Genomic DNA, 24,748 nt, shown 5'->3' with positions numbered 1-24,748 from the left:
ATATGGCATTTCAAATTTTACTTAACTTTATTTTAGGGTTCTTATGGATGTTTCTTTCGAATGATTATTCTTCCTTAGCTTTTGCTAAAGGGTACTTTTTCGGGATATTAATTCTTTTTGTTCTAAGACGTTTTTTTCAACACAGATTTTATTTATATAACGTGATTGCGATTATTAAGCTTCTCTATATTTTCTTAGTAGAGCTTGTTAAATCCAATGTATCTGTACTAAAAGTAATACTCTCTCCCAAGCTTAATTTAAGACCAGGAATTTTTTCTCTTGAGACGGAGCTTGAAAAGGAGTGGGAAATTACGATTCTTTCCAATCTCATTACATTAACACCGGGAACTCTCGTGCTTGAAGTTTCTGAAGATAATAAAACATTATATATCCATGCAATGGATATTGATGACGTCGAACAAGCAAAACTTGATATAAAAAATACGTTTGAAAAAGCGATCAAGGAGGTGAGCCGTTAATGTTTACGCTAGTTATGACCATTTCACTCATTATCGTTGCCATCTCGACTCTTTTATTCGTCTATCGACTAGTAAAAGGACCATCAACACCAGATCGTGTTATAGCACTAGATGCAATCGGGATCAACTTAATTGCAATAACGGCTATTATCTCCATTGTTCTTAACACAAGTGCTTTTGTTGAGGTTATTCTTCTATTAGGAATATTGGCTTTTATTGGTACTGTTGCCTTTTCTAAATACCTGGAGAAAGGAGAGATCATTGAAAATGATCGAAATCAGTAAATTCATTGTTGGCTTTCTTATTCTCCAAGGTTCGTTACTAAGCTTAATAGCAGCAATCGGAGTTGTTCGTTTGCCTGATCCGTATACTCGTAACCATGCTGCTTCAAAGAGTGCTACATTAGGTATCATTAGTATCCTATTGGGATTATTTATGTATTATTTACTTATTGATCACCATGCAAATTCTAGGGTGCTTTTAGGGATTATCTTTGTCTTTATCACAGCGCCTGTTGCAGGACATCTAATAAGTAGAGCCGCATATAATACCGGTGTTCCGTTGTGGGAGAAAAGTATTCAAGATGATTTAGCTAAAGCAAGAAAACATGAAAAAAGTAGATGAGCGTTGCTCATCTACTTTTTTATCCTCTAATTAACTAATGTCCTCTTGCTTTGCGCATGCATGATCAATATCATCGTTTAATAAAAGATTTCCTCATTTTTGTTTCTTCAAAATTGCCATTGTACATCTGGACAAGCATATCAGCTCTTCATCTTCATCTACGATCTTTATTTCCCATACCATTGTTGTTTTCCCACGATGTGCAGGTTTAGCATATGCTGTGACTACACCTGATTTTTTCCCACGAATATGATTTGCGTTTATTTCTAGACCTACACATACTTCTGTTTCATGATCAACTAGATTATAAGCGCCAATACTTGCTACAGTTTCTGCAAGAGCAACTGATGCTCCACCATGAAGTAATCCGAATGGTTGGTGTGTACGATGATCTACTGGCATTGTGGCAATCACACATTCAGGTGTAACAGTGGTTACTTCTATTCCTAAAGTCTCTATTAATGTATTTTTCACATTAAAATCCATTATGACCCGCCCCTTCACATAGTCTATTACTCTTAATAATTTACCTTGTTTACTATAAACAATTGTAAATATAGTCTATCATAAGGAGATTCTTGAAGCGAAAAATAAAAGTGCAAAACATCATTTAATGGCTTTAAAGAATTTAAGTGTGAATAATTACAGAAGTCGAAGATGAAATAAACTTCAGGCTTAGATGAAGATGACAGCTAAAATCCTGCAAAAAAATTCTTACTATTTCCTTAGAACAAACACAACAAAAATAAAATAAACAAACAATAAAAGTAATGTTGGAAGTACAGCCATAATATCCATTATAACCTCCTCATTTAGGAAACGCTTTCCTGATTCCTAAAAGGATATAATTAACATCTTAATGGATAAATATCATGGCTATATTGAGGATTTGTTTAGTTTTTGTAAAATTAAAGAAAACAGGAAATGTACTTGAAATAGAAAAGACCTGGCATTCGCCAAGTCTATATTTCAATATCTATTTTTAATCCATTTTCTCTTGATGTTTCAATTAAGAACGATCCTTTTAAAGCTTTGACCCGTTCACTAATACCTGAAAGGCCTGTTCTTTCTTTTTGATCACCTATTTCTTCATAATTAAAACCAATACCATCGTCCTCGTAATGGAGAACAATCTTATCTTTTATAAAAACAAGAATAATCACAACATTTGTTGCTTCTGAATGTTTATGAGCATTTATAAGCAATTCCTGTACAATTCGATAAATGTTTAATTGAGTATCAATATCCAAAGAAGCATTCATATTACCAGTATTAAGTCGGATATCAAAGCTTACAATGTCTTGATATTGCATAATGAGCTTATTTAATGCCTTAACTAAGCCTAAATCATAAAGTAACTGTGGTCGCAGTTCTTGACATGTTTCTCTTGTTTCTTTAATAACCTTCGTCATACTGCTGTTTATGCTTTGCAGCTGTTTTTTAAGAACATCAGCATCTTCTTCTGACATTGCCAATTCACATTGCCTTTTTAAAGAAACCAAGTCTTGAAGAACAGAGTCATGTATTTCCTTAGCTAAATGAGATCGTTGCTTTTCTTCTATAGAAAACAAAATCTTATTTAGCCAATCTGGTTTTCCTCCCTCTGTCTCTGTCTCAACCTTTTGTAAGTGTTGCATTAGTTCATCAATTTTCAAAAAGTTTTCTAATGAAACATTCGTGTAAAACGAAAGAGTTTTTAACCATGACACCTCATCACGAGTTAACTTAGGTGTGTTTAGTATAGACAAGCATACTAATACATAGCTCTTGTTATCAGTTACACCTATATTAATAACAAAACCTTTATCTATTTCAACAATCTTACCAATTTCATTTGACGCTTCTTTAATTTCTTTTAAATAAGATCTATAATTTTGTTCCTTTGCTAAGGGATCAACAGAAGTAATATTCTTTACCTTATCAAGCTCGATAAAATATGCCTTACTAACATGGAGTACATCCACAATTACTTGCTTTAATTCTGCAATAACCTGTTCCAAATTACTTGCTTTTCGTATACTTTGAGTATACTTAAAAATGCTGTCCTGATAATTATACTTTTCAGAAAACCTCTTTAATCTAAAACGATCATCTAAAACTTCCTTCACATAAAAAATGAACACCATAGCTAAGTAAATATAAACAAAAAGTTGGACAGAAGAAAAAGTTTGATTACTGTCTTTTAAAGTGAACATAATCATAACCATAATCAGAGTTGGAATTATGGCAAGTATTGAATAATATTTAAGTCTTCCTAACAAGAATTCTATATCGTATATCTTCGTTACCAAAAATTGATAAACTAATGAAAAGGGAATTAAGAGTAAAAAAGCAGATAAAAATATTGGCGAAAATACATACTTTTGAAAAATTACATACGGAATGACATAGAACAAAAGAAAAGGTGTAAAAGCTAAAACATTTGTTACAATTAATATTTTAACTAAATATGCTTGCTCTGAATATCTAATTTTTCTTAAACCTGAAAACTTTAAACTAAAAGTTAAAATAAGTAAAATAAGAAACGACATTAGTGTAAGCAACTTGTTACTTATTATGGTCATTCCCCAAAAATTATGAACTAATTCAGCCAAAATATTGATAAATACCAGCATATAACCAAATATAATATAAGAAAATCTGAAAAGTTCTTTTCCCAATTCTTTAAAATATTGATAGATAAAGTGTAAATAGCTTACTGGAACTAATGTAAATAATGCTATATTCACGTATCTACTTAGTAAATCTCCCCTTGAAGAACCACTTGCACTAAGATAAGCCATGGCTACTATTAATAAAAATAGGATTAATAAATGAGCAGACCGTTGATTTGTCTCTTTGTTTGATTTATTTATAAAATAAATACTAAACAAGCATAAAGCAAGAACTGTTAAAGGGATGATTATCATAAACAAAACCTGATTACTGAATAAAGTTGATGGAACAATATATTCTTTAGTTATTCCATTAGTTTTAAGTACCTTAACTGAGTTTATCTGTTCAAGGAGACCATGACTAACAGCTGGATCATGAAGCTGTGGATCTTTGTTATTTATTTCAACGATCTTATCCCCAACATGAATACCCACTTTTTCTGCCCAGGTTTTTGGCTCAATTTCAGAAATCAGCATTTCTTCATTATTTGTTTCAATTATTCTAGCTCCAACATATGGGTATTTATAATTTAAAATTATAATATAAAGGACAAAAATAATACTTAATATGACTAATAGTTGGAGCATCCTATTAAAGGTAAGACGCATCTAAATTATAATCACCTTTCAACATAAATTATTTATATTAATCGTTCAAAATTGTTCTTTACTAGTTAATAGAACAGCTTTTAATCTCTCAATTTGGTCTTGTTTAATTGGTAATTCATTTATTAATTTTGTTGCTTTATTTACAGCTATTTGTTTCATGACATTTAAATAATGCACAGTTCCGGAATTTAAGAGTTTGTTACTAAATTTTGTATAACTTCCAAAATAGGCTTCGACTGTTTTTTCACTTTTAAAGCCTTCAATAATATCCAAAGAATATTCGTTACACTTTTTTTGAAGGTAAAGAAAGCCTAATGATTTTTTTTGTGCTGAAATGTCGTTTTTATTTGGATTAAATAAATCTCTAAAGTCATTTTCAATTTGGGCAGCAATTCCAATTTGATACGAATATGTCTCAACTTTTTCTTCATTTGCACCAGCTAAAAGCATGCCACTTACAGATGCTAATGCAATTAAAGAACCTGACTTATACTTCATCATTTTGATACATTCATCTTCAGTAAATAAAGAGTTTTCCAAATCAAGATGCTGCCCTTCCATTGCTTGGAGAGAAAACCTAGTAAATGAATCAAGTATTTGAATCTTATATGGAGAAGATAATGATAATATCACTTTATGACTTAACGTATAAATCAACGTTGCCGCATTTAAAGCAATAGAATGGTTAATTTTCATCCATGGCTCTTCCATATTATCTAAGTCTTCAAGATCATCCAACATGTCAAAAGATAAGATTAATAATTGAATAGCAGCAGCAAGCCTCACTATTTCTGCATTCTTTCCCTCGAATGCAACATAATGTAATATGGCCAAATGAGCAAAATGAAAGTTGTCTTTTTCCTTAATAAAAGAAACAACAAGATGCTGTAATTCGCTCTCTTTTACTTGCGATTGAATGATCTGAATCATTTGTTGTTTAATATGTTCATTATCAACCATCTTTTGGCCAACCACCTGTCTAGCTTTATATGACTACTTGCTGAGATCTCTTTCATTGAATAAATCAATCATCTTCCATTCTCAACTAACCGCCAAATTATGTCAATAAAAAACAAAAGAAACTTGGTTTTATCCAAGTTTCTTAAGATACATTTAAAAATGCAAATTTATCATATTTATCGATACTTTTATTTATAAGCTGCAGCGATTCTTTTGATTCTTTTAACTCTTGTTCTATCTTTAATAAAAGCTGTGTCATTTCATCAATCTTTTGTTGATTCACAGTTTCACACTCCCTATTTGTTGGTAAGCGAATGTAAGGCCAACCTAGTCTGCTTTCTATAAGTTAAATTCTAATCTAAATAAGGTATTTTTTCACCGAAAATAATTCTTATGACTCAATGCGTGATGCCGCAAGTCAAACGCAATAGTTCAAATTATATATTTCTTCGTCTTACCGACTTTTTTTATTTTTGTTTCTACCTTAAGTCCTAACAAATAAACATTTCGTCTGTCATTTTGTTTTTATGGGTATATGGTAGCCCTATTTTCATATTTTGAGCGAAAATAATCCATTCCATTGAGCTTTAATTAAAAAACCAGATGAAAAGTTTTTAACACCCTAAAAAAGAGACCTATTTCAAATAGATCTCTCCTAACTTAAACAGTCAATATAGTCTTTGTAAAAATGTTTTCTGCCTCTGAAACAGCTAGTTGAATTAACTGAGATTTCATTTCTTGAGGACCATGGTACTCTAACGTGTAATCCTCAATTCCTGTTTTTGAATACAAACACTCCATTGTCACCTTGCAATTGTCCTTTAACACCGAAAAAACCGCAACCATCTTGTCATCTAACACATAAAATGTTGGCTGCACCATATCGTGTCTACAAGCCTCCTTAGAATAAAGAGAATTTTGAGGACTTGTCATAGGATGTGTACACTCATATCTTTAACATTCTCTGTTTGATGACAGTTTCCTTCAACTATTTACAAAATATTGTTAACATCGAAAAAAAAAGTGCGGGTAAAGTACCCACACTCGTTCCCGTAATAATAAATGTTTAATTCTCCTACTTTTCATCTAATTCCATAAGGTTTGTTGCCCATTCAATAGAAGATAAATAAATGCGGTTAATCTCTTCTTTTGGTATTTTCAAACCTTCTATATCCCAAGTTGATTTTTCAATACTTTCGGCCCAAAGTAACACGTGATATAAATCGTTTTCTTTCCCGAGCAAAGCATCTTGAATATCATCGGATAATGGTAGGTCCTTTAACACATCCTGGATATTTCGATGCATCAATGTATCAATTAATGAAAACATTCCTGTTAACATGAAAGGTGCTGACTGACCCATCCCAAGATAAACGGCAATCTGTTCACATAACTTCCCACGAACTAAGGATAACTTAATTACTTCTTGCATATTAATATCTTTTGGGTAACTTATATTTTTTAATGAAATAACATAAATCCATTTTTTAAGTTCATTTAATCCAAGTAGGACAATTGCCTGTTTGATAGATTCAATTTTATTAACAGGTCTAAAAGCCGGTGAATTAATTAATTTTAGCAGCTTATAAGACATAGAGATATCATGCTCAATTTCGGAGGCAATTTTATCAATATTGGGTTCTGTCTTTGCTATTTCTGAAAGTATATGATAATACGTTTTTAAATAAGAAGGAACATCATAACTTGAAACAATATGTGGTTTGCTAAAAAAATAACCCTGAAAATATGTATATCCCGTTTTCTTCGCAAATAAAAAATCATCTCTTGTTTCCACTTTTTCTGCTAAAAGTTCTATATTATGAGGACGATACCGTTCAACCATGGCTTTTTGTTCACTTTTGGATGTATTTAGAAAGTCCACTTTAATGATATCAACATAAGGTAATAATCTCGGTAATAAGGATGATTGCTCTTGGACATAAAAATCATCAAGCGCAATTGTATATCCTAATTCTTTTAACTCTTTACATGAAAGAATCAGCTCTTCACTTATTTCAACATTCTCTAATATTTCTACAACAATAGAGGAGGGATTAAAAAATGTTGGTACTCGGGATTTTAGCAGACTATCTGTAAAGTTGACAAAACAACGTTTGCCTTCTGATAAATCATGAATACCAATATTTAAAAAACTATTAATAATGACTTCTGTTGTAGCAAGGTCTCCATCAATATCTGGAAATATATTTTCCTTACTTCCTCTATATAAAAGTTCATATGCAAAAACTTCTTCTTTTATATTAAATATTGGCTGCCGTGCAACAAAAACCTCCATGCTTTGACCCCCGATACAAAAAATAACCAATAATTTGAATTTATTCTATTTTACTACATTTATCTTAATAATAAATCATATTTTGGTTATTTACTAACAATTGTGGGTCTATAGTATTATAAATGACTCAAAAAACTCAACGTTATTTTCACCCATCCGAAAAATGACAACCATAATGGTACACTCAGCAATGTGGCCCAAGCCATTCCTTTAAAAAAATTTTCTTCATGCATAGTGTTCACACCCTTTATAAAGATCTGTAGTCATTATTTTTTCCATGGTATTATTTATTAAACCTTAAGTAAGCGCTTACAGTCAGATTTTTCTTATTAATACTTACAATATTCATCCATAGACAGCATCATTCCTCTCTATATCATTCTTCTTTTTCCAACATCGTTTTCATCCTATGTATCTTCTCACCTCACTACCCATCCTTTCATATAGTAATGACATATAGGTAGGGAGTGAAAAAAATGCCTGCAATTAATGGTGAAAAATATTTGGAGCGCATGGATCAGCTACATCCTGATGTATGGATGAAGGGGGAAAAAATATCAGGGAAGCTCTCACGGCACCCAGTCTATAAAGGTGCCATGAAATCAAAGGCATCTCTGTATGACACTCAAGTTCATCCTGATTTTATAGAAAAAATGACCTTTACATCTCCTACATCAAATGAACGTGTAGGACTATCTTTTTTGCAACCCAGAACGAAAGAAGACCTAGAAGCAAGAAGATATATGATTAAAACTTGGGCCAAAAAAACAGCAGGAATGATGGGACGTACACCAGATTACTTAAACACAGCACTAATGACGTTCGCTGCTTCAGCTACTATTCTACGTGAACAAGGCGATGAGTTTTGTAAAAATCTACTCAATATTTATGAAGATGCCAGAGAAAAAGATCTTTCCTTCACACACAGCTTTATCAATCCACAAGTAAATCGTTCAACAAATTATCATGAGTTATCTTCACAACCAATTGCTGCAAAGATAATAAAGAAAACATCAGATGGACTTATACTAAAAGGGGCAAGGATGTTAGCAACACAAGGAGGTATGACTGACGAGGTATTCATCTTACCTACAGGTCAAACCGATGATTATGCCTTTTGTTTTAGCATTCCTACAGATGCAGATGGAATTAAATTTATCTGCCGTGAATCCTTTTATCAAGACGACTCTCAATTTAACTATCCACTTTCTTCTCGTTTCGATGAAATGGACACGATGATTGTCTTTAATAATGTAGTAGTGCCTTGGGAGAGAGTTATTTTTTATCACCGCAATGATCTTGCACATCAGCTTTTTGCAAGAAGTAGCTTTACACCACAAGCATTGCACCAGGTCATTATTAGACAAATTACAAAAACAGAGTTCTTAATTGGTCTTGCACAAAAAATGGTTACTGTTTTAAACGTAACAGAGTATCATCATATACAAGATAAAATTAGTGAAATGATTATTGGGTTAGAAACAATGAAGGCTCTTTTAGATCGTTCAGAGCTTGAAGCGAAGGAAGACGAATGGGGGACAATGGTTCCATATGTTCACTCTTTATTTGTTGCATCAAATATTTTCCCAAAACTTTACCCTCGAATGATTGAAATCATTCAATTAATAGGTGCCGGGGGAATGGTAGCTATTCCTTCAGAAGAGGATTTTGCTTCCAGCTTAGTTAGTGAAATTGATCATTTCTGTCAAGGATATGCATGTGATGCTGAAACAAAAGCGAAGCTTTTTCGCCTTGCATGGGATCTTACGATGAGCAGCTTTGGAACACGACAAACACAATATGAACGGTACTTTTTTGGTGATCCAAAGAGGCTAACATCAACTCTTTATCAGGGGTACCCTCGTGAAGAATACATTAGTTATGTTGAAAGTTTTTTAGAGCAAAATAGAGAGGCTTAATAGCAAAGCCTCTTTACATTTCCCCTACCCAATGTCCAATTTTACTTGCGAGCTCACCAGCAGTATCAGATTCCACTCTTTTCGATAAAGATGATTGAAGACGAAGACTTAGTTCTTCTCTTCCCTCTTCATAGCTAACGGTCGTAGACCACTCAATTTCCGGGATGGCAACCATACTGAATTCTTGTTTTTTATTTTCATAAATATAAACGTTTGTTATGAATTCTTCTCCATTTTTCACATTTGCTTTTCTAATTTTCACTATTCTTCATCCTTTCAGCAGTCTCTGACATTATTATAATTCATGTTTCTTTCAATTACAGCATTCACTATCCCAAAAAAAAACAAAAGAACTGATTTAGTAGGAACCTAAATCAGTTCTAGTAGATGATAACTCTTAACACAACTTAAAAGTTAAAAGTGTTTGGTTGATCCACAATATCACTATCTTCAAAATTTGTGATCGTAAACACATTTTCAATTTCGATAAAATCCCCTGTATTTAATGCCCCTGCACCAACAGATGACTCATCTTGACTTTTAGGTGACAAGCTAAACGTATCACCTACTTTAAAAACAGCTGCATCTCTTATCCTATTAAGCATGATAGGTCCAACCAATGCCGGCATATCCTTCCTCCTTATAACATAAATGTAAGATTAATTGTTCAACATTATATGAAAAAGAGGAAAAAAGGGTTCACGCCGAGCTTTATACTTCAGCATTCTTTAGCTCTTCTTTATATTTAGATCTTAATTTGATTAATCGAATAACATTTAAAACAACAGCTTTTAACACGGCATACGTTGGAACAGCAAGAATCATACCAATGATTCCTCCAAAGCTTCCAGCTCCTATTAACAGTAAAATAATTGTTAAAGGATGTGTGTTCAAACGTTTCCCGATAATTAACGGAGAAAGGAAATTCCCATCAAGCTGTTGAACAATAGTTACAACTAAAGCAGCAAGCAATGCTTTTGTCGGCGAATCTAATAAAGCAATAATGACGGCTGGAGCAGCACCGATAAACGGCCCCAAATAAGGAATTATATTAGCTACCGCGACAACAATCCCAAGAACAAGTGCATAATCAAGTCCAATTATAGTGTAACCTATGAAGCATCCAATCCCCACAGCAATGGACACAATTAACTGGCCTTGTATGTAAGCTGCTAACGTTTCATATAAATCTTGTAAAATCTTCAATCCTTCATGACGATATGTTGATGGTAAAACCTTTACTGCCGTAGAAGGTAGCTTATGACCATCTTTTAACATGTAAAAAAGAATAAATGGAACTGTAATAATCGTTAAGGTAATATTTGTTACAACACCAAGCACAGCTGTGAAGCTTGTTGTAATATTTTCCGGCAGGCTCTTCGCATAACCAGTCAATGTATCTTCAATTTGCTTAAATGACACATAATCCTGCTCCATGACCCATGTAAACCAGTGAGTTTGAGACATGTTAATAATAAATTGTGTAAACTCGTTTACGTATGAAGGGAAATTATTCACTAAATCTGTTATTTGTTCTGTTACAATCGGTCCAATAAATGAAACAATTCCTGTAACGACGCCAATAAATACAATATAAGGAATCAGGATGGCCAGCGTACGAGGAACCTTTCCTTTTTCAAGTAACTTCACTAATGGATTAAAAATGAAGAATAGAATTCCCGCAATAAGAATTGGGAAAAACAAAGTAGATGCAAAAACAATAATGGGTTCAAATAAAAAGGAAACCCTTGTTCCTACAAAAACAATTAATAACATTAATAAAATTTGCAATGTCCAAAAATGAACTTTTGATCTAAACACTCTACTTCCTCCAGTTTCTATAGACCTCATCTATTTTTCAGTATAGTCATCTATAACCTTCCTTAAGCAACTTAAACATTTGTATCTAACAGTATATACGACTATTCCTCGAAATTGTTTCAAAATAATTCAAATTTTCATATACTACAAATGTACATGATTTACTAGATCTTTACCAATCTTTTCTTTACGTAAACAGCTTAACCTAAAGAAAGCCAGCCCTGTTGTCGGACTGACTTTAGTGTTGAAATTATTCTTCAGCTTCCAATAATTGAAGTGTTTTTTCTTCTATTTCATGCTGAGAAGCCATTTGGATTTCAACAGAACGAATCAGGTGACCTTCCGTATCTAGAATATGAAACTCAAATCCTTCATACAGTATTTTATCTCCCTGCTTACTTTCCATGTTCTGAGTCAGAATCCATCCTCCAAGAGTATCAATATCTTCATCATCAATACTTAAGCCTAACATATTATTAATTTCGTAGATTAACACCTTTCCATCGACAACAAAATGTTTTTCTCCACGCTTTTGAATGTTAGGAACCTCATCCTGATCAAACTCATCACGTATATCTCCAACAATTTCTTCAATAATATCTTCAACCGTCACAAGGCCAGCTGTTCCACCATATTCATCCATTAATATTGCCATATGAACTCGTTCCTTTTGCATTTTAATCAAAAGATCGTGAATTGGAATCGATTCAATCACTTGTATGACTGGACGAATATATTTTTGAATAAGCGTATTTTTTCGGCCTTCAGGTGTTAAATAGTATAAATCAGTAAAGATTTCTTTAATATTTACCATTCCAAGAATATGATCTTTATCCCCGTTTACTACAGGGTATCGAGTAAACTTCTCGTTTCTCATAATATCAAGATTTTCCTGAAAAGACTTCTCTACTGATGTTGTTACGATTTCAGTTCTAGGAACCATAATTTCCTTTGCAATTCGATCGTCAAACTCAAATATTCTATTCACATATTTAAACTCAGATTGATTGATTTCACCACTCTTATAGCTTTCAGAAAGAATAATTCTAAGCTCTTCTTCTGTATGAGCAATTTCATGTTCTGATGCTGGCTTAAGTCCAAACATTCGAACAAGCAAATTTGCAGAACCATTTAATATCCAAATAAATGGAAACATGACTCGGTAGAAAAAAATCAAAGGTCGTGCAAAGAGCAATGTAATAAATTCAGCCTTTTGAATGGCCACTGTTTTTGGAGCCAATTCACCTATTACAACATGCAAGTAGGTAACCACTAAAAAGGCAATGACGAATGTTAATACACTTATAATTGATTCATTCACATGAAAACTGACTAGAAGAGGGTGTAGTATACTTTCCATCGTTGGTTCGCCAAGCCACCCAAGACCCAGAGCAGTTATCGTAATACCTAATTGACAAGCAGACAAATACTCATCAAGGTTAGATGTAACCTTCTTTGCTGCAAGTGCTGACTTATTTCCTTCCGCTATAAGCTGGTCAATTCGTGAGCTTCTTAGTTTCACGATCGCAAATTCCGATGCCACGAAAAATGCGGTAATTGCAATTAAAATCGCAACAATAATCAGGTTAACTATATCCAAAATAAGGAACTGCCTTATCGTGTTACTAGTATCTATCAAACTAATACACTTTTAAAAATAGACAGTTCCTTTCACCTCCTAAATTAAGAAAATTTAAACGAATATTATTCTTCGTCACCTTGTACAAAGATCATAACGAACTTTAGTAATTCAAATAATGCCATTAATGCTCCAGCTACATATGTTAATGCAGCAGCACCTAACACCTTATTAACGCCATGTTCTTCATTGTTAGAAATAATTCCTTCCGAAACCATTAAATTCTTTGCTCTCGAGCTTGCGTTAAACTCTACAGGTAAAGTGATAAGCTGAAACGCTACAGCAAATGAAAACAAAATGATTCCTAAACCAATTAAGTTAAGTTGGCCTAACAAGAATCCGCCTATTAATAAAAATGGGGCAACACCAGATGTTAGATTTACAACTGGAAACATTTTATGACGAAGCACTAAAGCACCGTATGATTGCTGATGCTGAATGGCATGCCCAACCTCATGAGCAGCAACTGAAACTGAAGCAATTGAATGTCCGTAATATACCGGTTCTGATAACCGAACAACTCGAGAAAGTGGATCATAGTGATCTGTTAACGTTCCTCTAACTGGCTCTACCTTAACTTGATATAGACCATTTTGATCTAAAATATGTCTCGCTACCTCAGCACCCGTTTTATGTGATGAAACAGCCACATCTGACCACTTCTTAAAATTACTCTTTACTTTAAATTGAGCCCATATTGATAAGCCTAATGCTGCAAAAATTAAAAAATCCATTGGGTGGAAAAACATTTGTTTCCGCTCCTCCTTTTCATATCTAAACGTTTTTGTGCACTTTTAAACTATTGTAATAGCAAATGCAATGTCTTCAGTAAAGCCTTGCTTTGTGAAGAGATTTGATTAGAAATCTCCATTTGAGAATCTTCATTTAGTTTATCAAAAATTGATTTGAGTTCTTTGATTTCTTGTTCCAGCTGCTTCATATGAGAAGCCAGAATTTCAGCATGTTTTAAGCACTGCTTTTGCTTTTCATCACATTGTTTATCCAGCCTCTTAAGCTCCAAACGTTCCTTTATATCTTTTAAACTCATGTGAAGTTCTTTGCACGCTTCGATAAAACGGATATCCTCAATTGCCTTTTCTGAATATAAACGATATTTAGATTCTGAAATGGTTTCAACATTCAAAAGACCAATTTGAGTATAATAATCAATCGTTCTTTTTGAGACATTTGCTTCCTTTGCTAATTCACCGATTTTATACAGCAAAACCCCATCTTATCACCTCGTACAATTGATACAAATATCTTATCTTCTCCAAACCGTACAGTCAAACGTTATACTTGTTATTTTAATCTTTATTTATAGAGTGTATTAGATATGTCATCTTTTTTGGTTTGCATTATGTAAATGGTTATTTAATCATAGAAAAAAACAGACCAGTTTAGGTCTGCTTTTCAATCATCAGTCAGGCATAACTGACACGATTTGTTGACATCGAACAAAGAATGTTGAATCTCCCACTCTTACGACAACGTGGTCTGGTTTGACATCCATTACTTTTCCTCTTAAGCTGTCACGAGTTGTTTGGATTACAGCAAACTTACCTACAAGAGTTTGCAATGTCTGATAAACATAAGGCTCAACAAGAGTAACCATTTCTGGGCCACCATGACTATGCATTTGATTATTAGGATAATTCATTATGAAGGCTCCCTCCCTTATTTTCATTTACACTATATGAGGGGAGCTAGGCCAATGTCACAAACATTTAAACTGTTTTGCGATACTCTGTCAAAAAATGCTCAATATCTTGATCAAGTCGTTCTATTTGTTTTATGGCATCTTCGTAGCTAATTTTTCTGTAGTGGTGTTTGCCAAAAGGTTCCTCATCCATTTCATCCGCTTTTCGGACAATGCGTTGTAATGTGTTTTTATCTATTGAGTTTTCCGGTAAATAAGAGTCTGTATGAAGTAAAATAGCAAGAGCAACTTCTTTAGCGTATTTGCGGTCTTCACCGAGTCTAATTAAAAGCTTATGTGCTCGTTCTGCTCCTTTAATGGCATGAATGTCATTTTTTCGATATGCTTCATAGTCCCATTCTCCATTTGTGTACCATTCATAGTGTCCGATGTCATGAAGCAATCCTGCCTTAGCTGCTATGTCGGGATTTACATCATGCTTAATGGCGAGCTGCACAGCATATTGGGCAACAGTAATCGCATGTGAAACTCCGGAACGATTCAAATATTTTTGTGCTATAGGATGTGTAAAAACATCGGTGATACTTACTCGTCGCATGGTAATCCTCCTTCAATAATATTCAGAATAATCTAACATATATATGTTATCCCTTCAAGTAAAAGGGGAGTTTTTCTTACAAGTTTCTTATTATACTTTAGTGATGTTCTTATATTTATATGATAAAAAGATGGAATTGGAACGTTTATTTCCATACTTTTCCCTTCCAACAGAAAAGGAAACTATTAAAATAGTTTCCTAAGACTTGATTGGGATATTAATTTTAAATGTAGTGGAATGCTTATTCGATTGGACATCAATCGAACCTCCATATTGATCAACCACCTTTTTAATGATTCCTAATCCATCCCCTCTTGCAACCCCCCGTTTCTCAGGTTTTGTGGAAAAGCCTGCTTGGAAGATTTTACTGAGGTGGTTTTTAGGAATTTCAGGACCAATGTTCTCCACTTTAAATATGTATGTTGAAGGTGTTTCTCTTGCTTCTATATTGATAAACCTTTCTGATTCTGTACCGAGCAGTGTTGCGTCAAATGCATTATCTATTAAATTGGAAAGAACTTTTATCAAATCAATAGAATTCATCTTTTTGAAGCTATTATGAGGATCTATATGTATATGCATATCAACCTTATCGTTTTGAGCTCTTACCCACTTTGATTGTAGCAAAATGAAAAGAGCAGGGTGATTAACTTTAACAGGCAATTCAAGCATTTCCACTTCTGCAGTTAAAGAATTCACATATTCAAACGCCCGATCCTCTCTACCGATCTTTAATAATCCCTGAATTACTTGAATATGATTAATAAAGTCATGCCGAATAGAACGCATTGTATGTAACATAGATTGAAATTCAACCTGATACGTTACTTCTGCATCTCCAACTTGTGATCTTTCTTCTTTTTGATAACAATATTGAAAAGTTATGAATATAGCAAAAGTAAATAAAACAAACAGACCACAAAAAATAAGATAAGGGATACTATTTTGTAACGCCTCTTTTTTCATAGCTTCTACGGTCTCGATGTTGGAATCAAGTACTAATGAACCTATTAAATCAACAGTTTGTTGTATGTTTGAATAGGCAGCATATAAATTTATAAAAGTGAGAAGCAAAAGGATAATAACGGTTAAAGAGATGATGGTACTAAACCTTTTTTGTTTTATTTTTTTTATGTCCATCACCTCTGCTTGTTTGTAGTCATACTTATCGTTCACAAAAATACGTAAGAATTATATTAAAACGACTTTTTTCACTATAGATATTATTACATCATCTGCCAATTTTTGCGAATCTTTTTTATAAATCTTGTTCTTTTTAGGTTCATATAAATTCTTTTATATCATATACTCTTCCATTATCTAGGGGGCCCTTCAATAAGTTATATAATGTTTTAGCAACAAATGATGTTGATCTAAGCATCCCTTTTTCATGAAAATACTTGAATTGTTCGAGCGAAGAAAAATGTTCTTCTTCTGCTTGTCTAATAGTTGTTTGCATTTCTGTATCCATAATTCCTGGTGAAAATGCAATAGTTGTCATATTTGCTTTTGCTTCTATAAACTCAGCACCAACTGTTTGAGTGTACATATTTAATCCTGCTTTTGTACTACAATAGAAACTCCAACCTGGAATTGGCCGATTTGCAGCTCCAGATGTAATATTGACGATAATTGTATGTACTGAGTATTTCTCCGCTTCTTTTATTATTTCTTCACTCATTAACATTGGAGCAAGCAAATTTACATTCACGTGTGAAATAATAGCATGTTCATTTGCATGCCCCCCCTTTTTAATAGGATTAATAGTGCCTGCATTATTTACTAATGTAATTTTTTCGGCTGCTTTAAAGTTAATTGACGACAACACCCTTTCAATCCCACTTAAAACCTGAGATGTGTCAGATAAGTCGCATGCTTCAAAACGTATTGTAGATTCTCTTTGTTCAGCTACTTGCTGAAGAGAGGAATTTATTGATCGTGATAAACAAATAACTGTATGATCCTTTTGTAGTATTTCTTCTACAAATGCTTCACCTAAACCTCTCGATGCCCCTGTAACGATGTAATAGTGCACAAGTTTCACTCCTTTTTCATACGTTCATTACAATTATATCCATCCCTGTTTACCTTAGCCATTCTTATTCATCAGAATATCTCGACAACACTCACAAATGACCTTTGACAAACATGTACCATAATACTACTCTTAAATCAGAATATACATATATAAATTGTTAACTAAAGTAGGGATAAAATGACGGGAAGTTCTTACGATCCATTTAAATACCATTTTGAAAGATTAGAGGATGTAGCGGAAAAAATAAGTGAAGTGCTTCAATGTCCAATTACCATTGAAGATGTTAATCATAGATTATTAGCTTACAGTACACATGACGACCGAACAGATCAAGCCCGAATATCCACCATTATCGGTAGACGTGTTCCTGAAAAAGTGATTAACAGCCTTTGGAAAGATGGGACAATCCCTAAGCTATTAAAAACAGATGAACCAATTAGAGTGAAAACCATTGATGAGGTAGGTCTTGGAAATCGAATTGCCATCTCTATTTGGAAAAATGATGAAGTACTAGGATTTATATGGGCATTGGAAATAGAAAAACATCTTCAAGAATCTGATTTACTCCTATTAAAAAAAGCTGCACAAGCCGTAAAAAACAAAATGCTAAATCTTCAGGTGCGAAAAAACAAAAAAATAGAAAGAAATCAGGAATTCTTTTGGAAGCTCTTAACTGGTCATATATCAACTGAAGACGAAATTACAGATGGCCTATATGAATTAAACTTACAGCTACCACCTCCTTTTTCGGTTGTTATCTTTAAGTTCCCACAAGAGTTAAATGATGAAGCTGAAAAAAAGCTAACATACTTATTGCAAACAACTCAGCAAGTGAATATTTTGCTTTTCACAATTGATTTTGATGAGCTTATTATTTTATTATCAGGAAAAAGTGACACAGCTTTAACAGATATTAAGCAATTTACTATATCTACTCTTAGCCAACTACATGAGAGATATTCCTACAAAGACGTTACAGCGAGTATTGGAGGAATCTTTACCGATTCAACTTTTATTGAAAAAAGCTACAAAGAGGCACTTGCAGTTCTCGCATTAAAAAAGCGATTTCCAAGTGAAACAATCGACTTAAATAGTTTTTCAGAACTAGGTTTTTATCAATATTTAGATATTTTATATGAACAACGAAAACAAACCGGTTATATTCATTACCCTCTCTATAAATTAAAGGAATACGACAAACAGCATAGTACAGACCTTGTTCGAACACTTGAAGTGTTTCTTGATCACGACAGTAATGTTCATGAAGCTTCCAAAGCATTGAATATTCATATCAACACATTGAACTATCGATTAAAAAGAATTTCCGAAATAGCTGAACTAAACTTAAAAAACATGAATCAAAAAATTACAATTTACTTAAATTTAAAGCTTGATCGAATGTCTTTGTGATTTTTCACAAAAAGGCACAAAACCTTTCTCATTTTTAAACAAAGATATTTAACTGAATTTTATTTATACTTGCGTTAATAAATAGAAACTTTTAAATATTGGCTTTTAAAGGAGGAAGGTTTTTTATGATTATTGGTGTACCGAAAGAAATTAAAAACAATGAAAACCGAGTAGCTTTAACTCCAGGTGGTGTTACACAGCTTGTTGCTTCTGGCCACCGTGTGTTAATTGAAAACAATGCAGGTGTAGGTAGTGGATTTGAAAATGAGGACTATGTCTTCGCTGGAGCACAAATCGTAGAAGAAGCTGCAAAAGTATGGGCAGATGCTGAAATGGTGATGAAAGTAAAAGAACCTCTTCCTTCTGAATATGCTTACTTTAGAAAAGGTTTAGTTTTATTCACTTATCTACACTTAGCTGCTGAGCCTGAATTAGCTCAAGCATTAAAGAAAAGTGAAGTAACGGCTATTGCTTATGAAACAGTAACTGTTAACCGCACACTTCCTTTGCTAACTCCAATGAGTGAAGTAGCCGGACGTATGGCTGCACAAATCGGTGCCCAATTTCTTGAAAAACCTAAAGGTGGTAAGGGAATCTTACTAGCTGGTGTTCCTGGAGTAAGCCGTGGAAAGGTAACAATCATTGGTGGTGGAGTTGTTGGAACAAACGCTGCAAAAATGGCAATTGGCCTAGGAGCCGATGTGACAATTATTGATTTAAGTGCTGAACGCTTACGTCAATTAGATGATATTTTTGGAACACAAATTAAAACATTGATGTCGAACCCAATGAACATCGCAACTGCTGTTGCAGAAGCTGATCTGTTAATCTGTGCTGTATTAATTCCAGGAGCAAAAGCACCAACACTTGTAACAGAAGAAATGGTAGAAGCAATGAAGCCTGGTTCTGTGATCGTTGATGTTGCGATTGATCAGGGTGGTATTGTTGAAACAGTTGACCATATTACAACTCATGACAACCCAACGTACGAAAAACACGGAGTTTTACATTATGCAGTTGCTAATATGCCAGGGGCTGTTCCACGTACATCAACCATTGCATTAACAAATGTAACAGTTCCTTATGCGCTACAAATTGCAAATAAAGGTGCATATCGAGCTATTAGTGAAAACCCTGCTCTTCAAGAAGGTGTGAATGTAATTGCTGGAGAAATCACTTATAAAGCGGTAGCTCAAGATCTAGGTTACACATACAAAACAGTTGAAGAAGTATTAGAAAAAGCTCATTTAATGAACTAAGTAAGTGGTTAAGAGAGGCAGAGTATTCTGTCTCTTTTTTCTGTATAAAAATATCTCACATATTTTTTGTGTTTTTTCACAAACTAATCCTGATATGGAAAAGGAGGTAATTACATGCAAAAAAATGCTAGAGGGTATGTTCAGGATTCTTGTTCAGCATTAGAAACAGCTAAGTCCTCATTACAAAATGCCCTTAATACAGTTGAACAAGATTCTAATCGAGAAAGAATTCAAAGTTCATTGCAATCCGTAGAGGCAGCACTTCAACAATGCGGTCAAACAGCAGATATTTTAGAGCAAGCATAACAACATACATTCTAATTCTAAGAGCTAGCACATGCATAGCTCTTTTTTTATGCTTCATTATCGCTTTAACTTTTGTTATCCTAACCGATACAAGACTTAAGGGGGTGAACTATTGGATATTGCAGCATTATCAATTGGATTGAGCCAAGCATCCTTAGGTCAAAATGTTAGTATTGCCTTAGCAAAGAAAGTAATGGAAACTTCACAGCAAAGTAGCGAGCAGTTATTAAAGGTTATGCAAGCTCCACACCCAACTCATGGCAATGTGATTGATGTAAAAGGATAAAACATCATCTTAGAATCGCTAGAAGTAAGCCCAGGAATGATAAAATCTCTTGGGCTTACTTCTTAAAAAAGTATTGTAGTCTAATTTTTTATTCTGTATTTGCATAAATCCCCAATTATTTTTCCATCCTTTTTCTTTTAACGACGAATTGCTACAAATTCCTTTGAAACTGTCGAAATAACTCTAAAACTATTCGTAAGAATTAGTTATATCCACCTAGAAGTTTGGTCATTATGAGTGTATCGGGCAAGACTAGACCAAACTATCATCCTAACTCACTTTTACTACAAGACACCCACGTCTTGCCCGTATTTATTTTATCAAGATAACTTCGTCATAACTCCTTAATCAAAGCTAAATCTTTCTTCTTCCCAAGGATCTCCTTGCATATGATATCCATTCCGTTCCCAGAAACCAGGATGATTTTTCTCAGTAAATTGAATTCCTCTTACCCACTTAGCACTTTTCCAAAAGTAAAGATGAGGAATAACTGCACGCAATGGAAATCCATGCTCAGGTGTTAAAGGTTCATCATTATAGGCATAGGCAAGTAAGCTTGTTTCTTTCATAAAATCCGCTAAAGGAAGATTTGTTGTCCAGCCTTCTTCAGCATGTATAATCACAAAGTTGGCCTTTGGCTTAAACTTAATGTCCTTCAAAAGGTCCCGAGTTTTTATACCTTGCCAGCTAACATCAAGTTTAGACCAGCCTGTTACACAGTGAATATCGTTAGTTAAGTTTGATTGAGGAAAATGCGTTTTAAGATCGTGTAGTGTATATAACTTTGGGTTTTCTACAAGACCGTAAATTTGCAAATTCCACTTCTCTATATCCTCATAGTACGGTACATTACCTGTATGTAAAACAGGAAAGGTTGTTGTTACGTTTTGATTTGGTGGTACACGGTCCGATGAAGATGTTTTTCTTTTTTTACCAAAGTACATTTATTTGAATCCCTCTCTTCCAACTCTTTATGTTAACCTATATAACAAACTGGTTGACAATGTTTCATTGGTCTATTATTCTTTTTTTAAGGATTATATCAAAAAGGGGGATAAACAATGAAAAAGAAATTAACTACATATGATCTTGCATTAGTTGGAATGTTTGCTGCTTTAATGGCGATAGGAGCAAACATAACATCTTGGGCACCGTTTCTTGAAGTAGCTGGTGTGCCTTTATCTATGCAGCCGTTCTTTTGTATTTTAGCAGGTTTATTATTAGGGAGCAGACTTGGTGCTTTATCAATGATCGTATATGCCTTAGTAGGAATGGCAGGAGCACCTGTTTTTGCACAATTTAGCGGTGGAATTGGTGTTATATTCGGAAGTACTGGTGGATTTATTATGTCTTATATTGTAGCAGCTTATGCAGCCGGTAAAGTGATTGAATTCAGTAAAGAAAAGAAGCTTCCTACATTTATGACAGCCTCTTTTGTCGGTATCTCACTTATTTATCTTGTCGGCACAACCTATATGTGGCTTGCATTAAATGTTTGGATTAATGCTCCTATGTCATATGGAGCTGCTTGGGCTATTATGGCTTGGTTTATTGTAAAAGATGTAGCTTTTACCGTTTTAGGTGCATTTATTGCTCCACGGATTTACTTTGCAGTATCAAAAGCAACATCAAAAAGAATAGCAGCTTGAATGAATACACCAAGGCATTTTATAAAGCCTTGGTGTTTTTTAAAATGTTTTTGTTAACCTTATTCTATTGAACCTTTATTTTCCTCAAGATAAAGCTGTTCTTGCTCAGCCGTCATCACGCCTGTTGCCTCTCCGATTGTACCTCCTTGAATTCTCCAAATTTTATTATGATCTTTGTCAGCTTCTGAGAAATCATCAACCGACCACCTATGTAAAATATCTAAAAATACTTCTTCATTTTCATATTGCCCAGTTTCAACAACTGCAATAAGATAGTTTATCCGTTCAGTTGTCATTTCATAATGAAGCCACTTTTCCTCGGCAATTACTTTTTGATGAGACATTCCATGCAGATAATTAAGTATATCTTCCTCTGTTAACTCAGTAGTATCTTTACCTCCGAATGGGTTTTCATCTAGATTAACTTCCTCTGAAGCCTTATCAACCTTCTCCTTTGATGTTTGTTCTTCGATATCAGCTTGGGCAGTAGATACAGCTTTTGAATTTACCATATCTAGCATAATGACACTAAAACACCCTAAACATATTGCACCTACTATCACACTAGCAACAAGTATTTTGTTTTCCTTCATCCATGACATGGAAGTAACCTCCTAAAAAAGGATAGTTCTATGATACAATGGATAATTTAATAGAGACAAGAGAAGACTTTGTCGAAAGAAATCACATCTAAACTTTTTTACTAATTTGTTAGTATGAATGTATAATAAATACTAGTTTTGGTTATAAAGTTAGTAGAGTAAACAAAGAGGGTGTGAAAAAATGAAGGCTTTAGTAATCAAAAGATATTTTTTAGATATAAATGAAAGAGAACAACTGGAAAGAGAGTTCACCAAACAAAATCCCGATTTAATTGAAAATATACTAGAATGGGATGATGAGGAGTTACTGGAGAAATTAAATATAGACAGAAAAAACTTGGTTTAGTAGACCAAGTTTTTTTCTGTTTAACCACTTATAACAAAACAGCTGCAATCCAGCCAAAGATAATTAACGGGATATTATAGTGCACAAAGGTTGGAACACATGTATCCCAAATATGATGATGATTTCCGTCAGCTGCTAGTCCAGATGTTGGACCTAATGTACTATCAGAAGCAGGAGATCCTGCATCTCCTAGTGCCGCAGCTGTTCCAACAATCGCAATTGTTGCCATTGGACTAAAGCCTAACTCCAAGCATAATGGAACGAATATCGTTGTAATGATTGGAATTGTTGAAAATGAAGATCCTATCCCCATCGTAATGAGCAAGCCCACAATCAGCATTAGGATGGCCCCAATTGTTTGATTTCCCCCAATTAAATTTGCTGCGTCTTCTACTAACTTTTCAACATGACCAGTTTCTTTAAGAACACTAGCAAATCCTGAAGCTGTAATCATCACAAAACCAATAAAAGCCATCATCTTCATACCTGAAGTCACAATCGAATCTGCTTCGTTTCGTTTTAAGACACCACCAAGAAATAAAACACTTAAACCTGCTAACGCACCGAAGATCATTCCTTCTACTCCGAGTTTCTGAGAAAGATAGAGTTGTACAGAAAGCGAAACTAGAATCGACACAATTGCTACAGTAATACTTTTCTTTGTATAAGTTTGACCTGATTGCTGCCCAGCCATTTCACGAGTTTCATATTGTCTTTTCTTACGATATGTAAAGAAAACAGCTATTAACAAGCCACATACCATCCCTATTGCAGGTATTGCCATAGCAGAGGGAATATCTGCTAACGAAACCGTTAAGCCGCTTTCCCGCATATTCGTTTGCATAATTTCATGGAAAATCGCCCCAAACCCTACAGGCAAGAACATATATGGAGTAATTAATCCAAACGTAAGAACAGTCGCAATTAATCGACGATCAACTTGAAGCTCATTCAATACTTTTAATAGAGGTGGAATAAGCACTGGAATAAAAGCAATGTGAACGGGAATGACATTTTGTGAGAAAATAGCCATGATTAAGATCATAAAAACAATTAGTGCCTTTGATAAAGCTTTTCTTCTTGTATCACCGTCACGACCTACTACTTTTATAACTGAAGATACCATTGCATCTGGAAGTCCTGAAGATGTTAGGGCAACTGCAAATGCTCCTAACAATGCATAACTTAGCGCAACTGTTGCATTGCCTCCCAAGCCTGCTGTAAAGGTATCTACTGTTGTGGCTAAATCAAGACCACCTGTTAGTCCTCCTATTAATGCGCCTATCACAAGTGCAAAAACAACATTTATTCTTAATAAGCTTAAAATAAGCATAGCAAAAACAGCAATAATAACTGCATTCAAATATAAAACCCCCAAAAATCCTTTAGTTTACTAATATGGTAGAGAATTAAACAACGAAAATTAATTTACCATACTTTTTTCGAGCCTGTCAATTGCGAAAGGAGAATTTTTTTGACGATTTTGATCATTTATTTGCTAATTTCAAAGTTTTATTTGGCGATTCCGGCTTGGACCCCTTATTTTGGACACAAACTTTAGAATACTTTTGTTTTTGTCGTTTTTCATTTTCT

29 protein-coding genes are annotated in these 24,748 nt (G+C 33.9%); 10 read left to right on the top strand and 19 right to left on the bottom strand.

Going from position 1 to position 24,748, the window contains the following annotated elements:
* The first annotated feature begins 2 nt into the window (after window positions 1-2).
* From COD11_RS04580 to mnhG, 3 genes are read left to right on the top strand one after another with little or no spacing between them, the layout of a single operon-like run.
* Window positions 3-479 (top strand): Na+/H+ antiporter subunit E, encoded by a 477-nt coding sequence (locus COD11_RS04580; protein ID WP_098795577.1) that lies wholly within the window; start codon window positions 3-5, stop codon window positions 477-479.
* Window positions 479-763: a Na(+)/H(+) antiporter subunit F1 gene (locus COD11_RS04575; RefSeq protein ID WP_098795576.1), complete on the top strand. Its 285-nt coding sequence runs from the start codon at window positions 479-481 to the stop codon at window positions 761-763. Before COD11_RS04580 ends, COD11_RS04575 begins: the two co-directional genes overlap by 1 nt.
* Window positions 747-1,103 carry a monovalent cation/H(+) antiporter subunit G gene (gene mnhG / locus COD11_RS04570; protein ID WP_098795575.1) on the top strand — a complete coding sequence of 119 codons (357 nt, stop codon included), beginning with the start codon at window positions 747-749 and terminating at the stop codon, window positions 1,101-1,103. The genes COD11_RS04575 and mnhG overlap by 17 nt, the downstream gene beginning before the upstream one ends.
* Window positions 1,104-1,196: 93 nt before the next feature.
* Here mnhG and COD11_RS04565 read toward each other — a convergent pair whose 3' ends face one another.
* The 6 genes from COD11_RS04565 to COD11_RS04540 form a co-directional block, all read right to left on the bottom strand.
* On the bottom strand, window positions 1,197-1,589 hold the full coding sequence (locus COD11_RS04565; RefSeq protein WP_098795574.1) for a hotdog fold thioesterase: 393 nt from the start codon (window positions 1,587-1,589) through the stop codon (window positions 1,197-1,199).
* 476 nt (window positions 1,590-2,065) lie between these two features.
* Window positions 2,066-4,366 (bottom strand): histidine kinase, encoded by a 2,301-nt coding sequence (locus tag COD11_RS04560; RefSeq protein WP_098795573.1) that lies wholly within the window; start codon window positions 4,364-4,366, stop codon window positions 2,066-2,068.
* 45 nt (window positions 4,367-4,411) lie between these two features.
* A complete protein-coding gene (locus COD11_RS04555; protein WP_098795572.1) occupies window positions 4,412-5,326 on the bottom strand; it encodes a polyprenyl synthetase family protein in 915 nt (304 codons plus the stop codon).
* A gap of 142 nt (window positions 5,327-5,468) precedes the next feature.
* Window positions 5,469-5,609 (bottom strand): DegQ family regulator, encoded by a 141-nt coding sequence (locus COD11_RS04550; RefSeq protein WP_098795571.1) that lies wholly within the window; start codon window positions 5,607-5,609, stop codon window positions 5,469-5,471.
* Between the two features lie 377 nt (window positions 5,610-5,986).
* Window positions 5,987-6,259, bottom strand: coding sequence for a hypothetical protein (locus COD11_RS04545; protein WP_141549645.1), 273 nt, complete (start codon window positions 6,257-6,259; stop codon window positions 5,987-5,989).
* A 142-nt stretch (window positions 6,260-6,401) separates the two neighbouring features.
* Window positions 6,402-7,622, bottom strand: coding sequence for an EAL and HDOD domain-containing protein (locus COD11_RS04540; protein ID WP_098795569.1), 1,221 nt, complete (start codon window positions 7,620-7,622; stop codon window positions 6,402-6,404).
* Window positions 7,623-8,098: 476 nt separating this feature from the next.
* Here COD11_RS04540 and hpaB point away from each other — a divergent pair, with 476 nt between their 5' ends.
* Complete coding sequence (gene hpaB, locus COD11_RS04535) at window positions 8,099-9,541, top strand: 4-hydroxyphenylacetate 3-monooxygenase, oxygenase component (RefSeq protein WP_098795568.1); 1,443 nt, start codon at window positions 8,099-8,101, stop codon at window positions 9,539-9,541.
* Between the two features lie 13 nt (window positions 9,542-9,554).
* On the opposite strand, the gene COD11_RS04530 is transcribed toward hpaB, so the two are convergent.
* The 10 genes from COD11_RS04530 to COD11_RS04485 form a co-directional block, all read right to left on the bottom strand.
* Window positions 9,555-9,803, bottom strand: coding sequence for a YueH family protein (locus COD11_RS04530; protein WP_098795567.1), 249 nt, complete (start codon window positions 9,801-9,803; stop codon window positions 9,555-9,557).
* A gap of 145 nt (window positions 9,804-9,948) precedes the next feature.
* Complete coding sequence (locus COD11_RS04525) at window positions 9,949-10,170, bottom strand: spore germination protein (protein ID WP_098795566.1); 222 nt, start codon at window positions 10,168-10,170, stop codon at window positions 9,949-9,951.
* An 82-nt stretch (window positions 10,171-10,252) separates the two neighbouring features.
* Window positions 10,253-11,362, bottom strand: a complete 1,110-nt coding sequence (locus COD11_RS04520; RefSeq protein ID WP_098795565.1) for an AI-2E family transporter — start codon at window positions 11,360-11,362, stop codon at window positions 10,253-10,255.
* Window positions 11,363-11,612: 250 nt separating this feature from the next.
* Entirely contained in the window at window positions 11,613-12,962 is a 1,350-nt protein-coding gene (locus COD11_RS04515; protein WP_098795564.1) for a hemolysin family protein, read from the bottom strand.
* 104 nt (window positions 12,963-13,066) lie between these two features.
* The gene (locus tag COD11_RS04510) at window positions 13,067-13,750 is read right to left on the bottom strand and encodes a zinc metallopeptidase (protein WP_098795563.1); all 684 of its coding nucleotides are present in this window, start codon (window positions 13,748-13,750) and stop codon (window positions 13,067-13,069) included.
* Between the two features lie 50 nt (window positions 13,751-13,800).
* Entirely contained in the window at window positions 13,801-14,226 is a 426-nt protein-coding gene (locus tag COD11_RS04505; RefSeq protein WP_098795562.1) for a MerR family transcriptional regulator, read from the bottom strand.
* 195 nt (window positions 14,227-14,421) lie between these two features.
* Entirely contained in the window at window positions 14,422-14,661 is a 240-nt protein-coding gene (locus COD11_RS04500; protein ID WP_379052935.1) for a YuzF family protein, read from the bottom strand.
* A gap of 67 nt (window positions 14,662-14,728) precedes the next feature.
* On the bottom strand, window positions 14,729-15,259 hold the full coding sequence (locus tag COD11_RS04495; RefSeq protein WP_098795561.1) for an HD domain-containing protein: 531 nt from the start codon (window positions 15,257-15,259) through the stop codon (window positions 14,729-14,731).
* A 198-nt stretch (window positions 15,260-15,457) separates the two neighbouring features.
* The gene (locus COD11_RS04490) at window positions 15,458-16,399 is read right to left on the bottom strand and encodes a sensor histidine kinase (protein ID WP_098795560.1); all 942 of its coding nucleotides are present in this window, start codon (window positions 16,397-16,399) and stop codon (window positions 15,458-15,460) included.
* Window positions 16,400-16,541: 142 nt separating this feature from the next.
* Window positions 16,542-17,294 carry a (S)-benzoin forming benzil reductase gene (locus COD11_RS04485; protein WP_176550975.1) on the bottom strand — a complete coding sequence of 251 codons (753 nt, stop codon included), beginning with the start codon at window positions 17,292-17,294 and terminating at the stop codon, window positions 16,542-16,544.
* A 180-nt stretch (window positions 17,295-17,474) separates the two neighbouring features.
* Here COD11_RS04485 and COD11_RS04480 point away from each other — a divergent pair, with 180 nt between their 5' ends.
* The 4 genes from COD11_RS04480 to COD11_RS04465 all read left to right on the top strand — a co-directional run bounded on the left by COD11_RS04480 (window position 17,475) and on the right by COD11_RS04465 (window position 20,558).
* Window positions 17,475-18,707: a sporulation transcriptional activator AdeR gene (locus COD11_RS04480; RefSeq protein WP_098795558.1), complete on the top strand. Its 1,233-nt coding sequence runs from the start codon at window positions 17,475-17,477 to the stop codon at window positions 18,705-18,707.
* A gap of 125 nt (window positions 18,708-18,832) precedes the next feature.
* Complete coding sequence (gene ald / locus COD11_RS04475) at window positions 18,833-19,966, top strand: alanine dehydrogenase (protein ID WP_098795557.1); 1,134 nt, start codon at window positions 18,833-18,835, stop codon at window positions 19,964-19,966.
* Window positions 19,967-20,080: 114 nt separating this feature from the next.
* Window positions 20,081-20,272, top strand: coding sequence for a hypothetical protein (locus COD11_RS04470; protein ID WP_098795556.1), 192 nt, complete (start codon window positions 20,081-20,083; stop codon window positions 20,270-20,272).
* A gap of 112 nt (window positions 20,273-20,384) precedes the next feature.
* Entirely contained in the window at window positions 20,385-20,558 is a 174-nt protein-coding gene (locus tag COD11_RS04465) for a YjfB family protein (RefSeq protein ID WP_098795555.1), read from the top strand.
* A gap of 344 nt (window positions 20,559-20,902) precedes the next feature.
* Here COD11_RS04465 and COD11_RS04460 read toward each other — a convergent pair whose 3' ends face one another.
* The gene (locus tag COD11_RS04460; protein ID WP_098795554.1) at window positions 20,903-21,502 is read right to left on the bottom strand and encodes a sulfite oxidase-like oxidoreductase; all 600 of its coding nucleotides are present in this window, start codon (window positions 21,500-21,502) and stop codon (window positions 20,903-20,905) included.
* Between the two features lie 117 nt (window positions 21,503-21,619).
* Between COD11_RS04460 and COD11_RS04455 the strand changes: the two genes are divergently transcribed.
* Window positions 21,620-22,207 (top strand): biotin transporter BioY, encoded by a 588-nt coding sequence (locus tag COD11_RS04455; RefSeq protein ID WP_098795553.1) that lies wholly within the window; start codon window positions 21,620-21,622, stop codon window positions 22,205-22,207.
* 59 nt (window positions 22,208-22,266) lie between these two features.
* Here the strand turns inward: COD11_RS04455 and COD11_RS04450 are convergent, their stop codons facing one another.
* Window positions 22,267-22,809: a DUF6241 domain-containing protein gene (locus COD11_RS04450; RefSeq protein WP_098795552.1), complete on the bottom strand. Its 543-nt coding sequence runs from the start codon at window positions 22,807-22,809 to the stop codon at window positions 22,267-22,269.
* Window positions 22,810-22,990: 181 nt separating this feature from the next.
* Here COD11_RS04450 and COD11_RS26690 point away from each other — a divergent pair, with 181 nt between their 5' ends.
* Window positions 22,991-23,155 (top strand): hypothetical protein, encoded by a 165-nt coding sequence (locus tag COD11_RS26690; RefSeq protein WP_176550974.1) that lies wholly within the window; start codon window positions 22,991-22,993, stop codon window positions 23,153-23,155.
* A gap of 28 nt (window positions 23,156-23,183) precedes the next feature.
* Here COD11_RS26690 and COD11_RS04445 read toward each other — a convergent pair whose 3' ends face one another.
* The gene (locus tag COD11_RS04445) at window positions 23,184-24,518 is read right to left on the bottom strand and encodes a Na+/H+ antiporter family protein (protein WP_098795551.1); all 1,335 of its coding nucleotides are present in this window, start codon (window positions 24,516-24,518) and stop codon (window positions 23,184-23,186) included.
* Between the last annotated feature and the right edge of the window lie 230 nt (window positions 24,519-24,748).

The organism is Bacillus sp. AFS040349, from assembly GCF_002577655.1.
Taxonomy (GTDB): Bacteria; Bacillota; Bacilli; order Bacillales; family Bacillaceae; genus Metabacillus.
Note: the sequence above shows the minus strand (reverse complement) of the source record. Positions and strands in the feature narration are given on the sequence as shown.

Coding starts and splice junctions, on each gene's coding strand:
- COD11_RS04500 (WP_379052935.1), bottom strand. CDS start 14,661: ATGAATTATCCTAATAATCAAATGCATAGTCATGGTGGCCCAGAAATG.
- hpaB (WP_098795568.1), top strand. CDS start 8,099: ATGCCTGCAATTAATGGTGAAAAATATTTGGAGCGCATGGATCAGCTA.
- mnhG (WP_098795575.1), top strand. CDS start 747: ATGATCGAAATCAGTAAATTCATTGTTGGCTTTCTTATTCTCCAAGGT.
- ald (WP_098795557.1), top strand. CDS start 18,833: ATGATTATTGGTGTACCGAAAGAAATTAAAAACAATGAAAACCGAGTA.
- COD11_RS04450 (WP_098795552.1), bottom strand. CDS start 22,809: ATGTCATGGATGAAGGAAAACAAAATACTTGTTGCTAGTGTGATAGTA.
- COD11_RS04480 (WP_098795558.1), top strand. CDS start 17,475: ATGACGGGAAGTTCTTACGATCCATTTAAATACCATTTTGAAAGATTA.
- COD11_RS04470 (WP_098795556.1), top strand. CDS start 20,081: ATGCAAAAAAATGCTAGAGGGTATGTTCAGGATTCTTGTTCAGCATTA.
- COD11_RS04560 (WP_098795573.1), bottom strand. CDS start 4,366: ATGCGTCTTACCTTTAATAGGATGCTCCAACTATTAGTCATATTAAGT.
- COD11_RS04460 (WP_098795554.1), bottom strand. CDS start 21,502: ATGTACTTTGGTAAAAAAAGAAAAACATCTTCATCGGACCGTGTACCA.
- COD11_RS26690 (WP_176550974.1), top strand. CDS start 22,991: ATGAAGGCTTTAGTAATCAAAAGATATTTTTTAGATATAAATGAAAGA.
- COD11_RS04545 (WP_141549645.1), bottom strand. CDS start 6,259: ATGACAAGTCCTCAAAATTCTCTTTATTCTAAGGAGGCTTGTAGACAC.
- COD11_RS04490 (WP_098795560.1), bottom strand. CDS start 16,399: ATGGACATAAAAAAAATAAAACAAAAAAGGTTTAGTACCATCATCTCT.
- COD11_RS04525 (WP_098795566.1), bottom strand. CDS start 10,170: ATGCCGGCATTGGTTGGACCTATCATGCTTAATAGGATAAGAGATGCA.
- COD11_RS04495 (WP_098795561.1), bottom strand. CDS start 15,259: ATGCGACGAGTAAGTATCACCGATGTTTTTACACATCCTATAGCACAA.
- COD11_RS04510 (WP_098795563.1), bottom strand. CDS start 13,750: ATGTTTTTCCACCCAATGGATTTTTTAATTTTTGCAGCATTAGGCTTA.
- COD11_RS04555 (WP_098795572.1), bottom strand. CDS start 5,326: ATGGTTGATAATGAACATATTAAACAACAAATGATTCAGATCATTCAA.
- COD11_RS04565 (WP_098795574.1), bottom strand. CDS start 1,589: ATGGATTTTAATGTGAAAAATACATTAATAGAGACTTTAGGAATAGAA.
- COD11_RS04575 (WP_098795576.1), top strand. CDS start 479: ATGTTTACGCTAGTTATGACCATTTCACTCATTATCGTTGCCATCTCG.
- COD11_RS04540 (WP_098795569.1), bottom strand. CDS start 7,622: ATGGAGGTTTTTGTTGCACGGCAGCCAATATTTAATATAAAAGAAGAA.
- COD11_RS04580 (WP_098795577.1), top strand. CDS start 3: ATGGCATTTCAAATTTTACTTAACTTTATTTTAGGGTTCTTATGGATG.
- COD11_RS04455 (WP_098795553.1), top strand. CDS start 21,620: ATGAAAAAGAAATTAACTACATATGATCTTGCATTAGTTGGAATGTTT.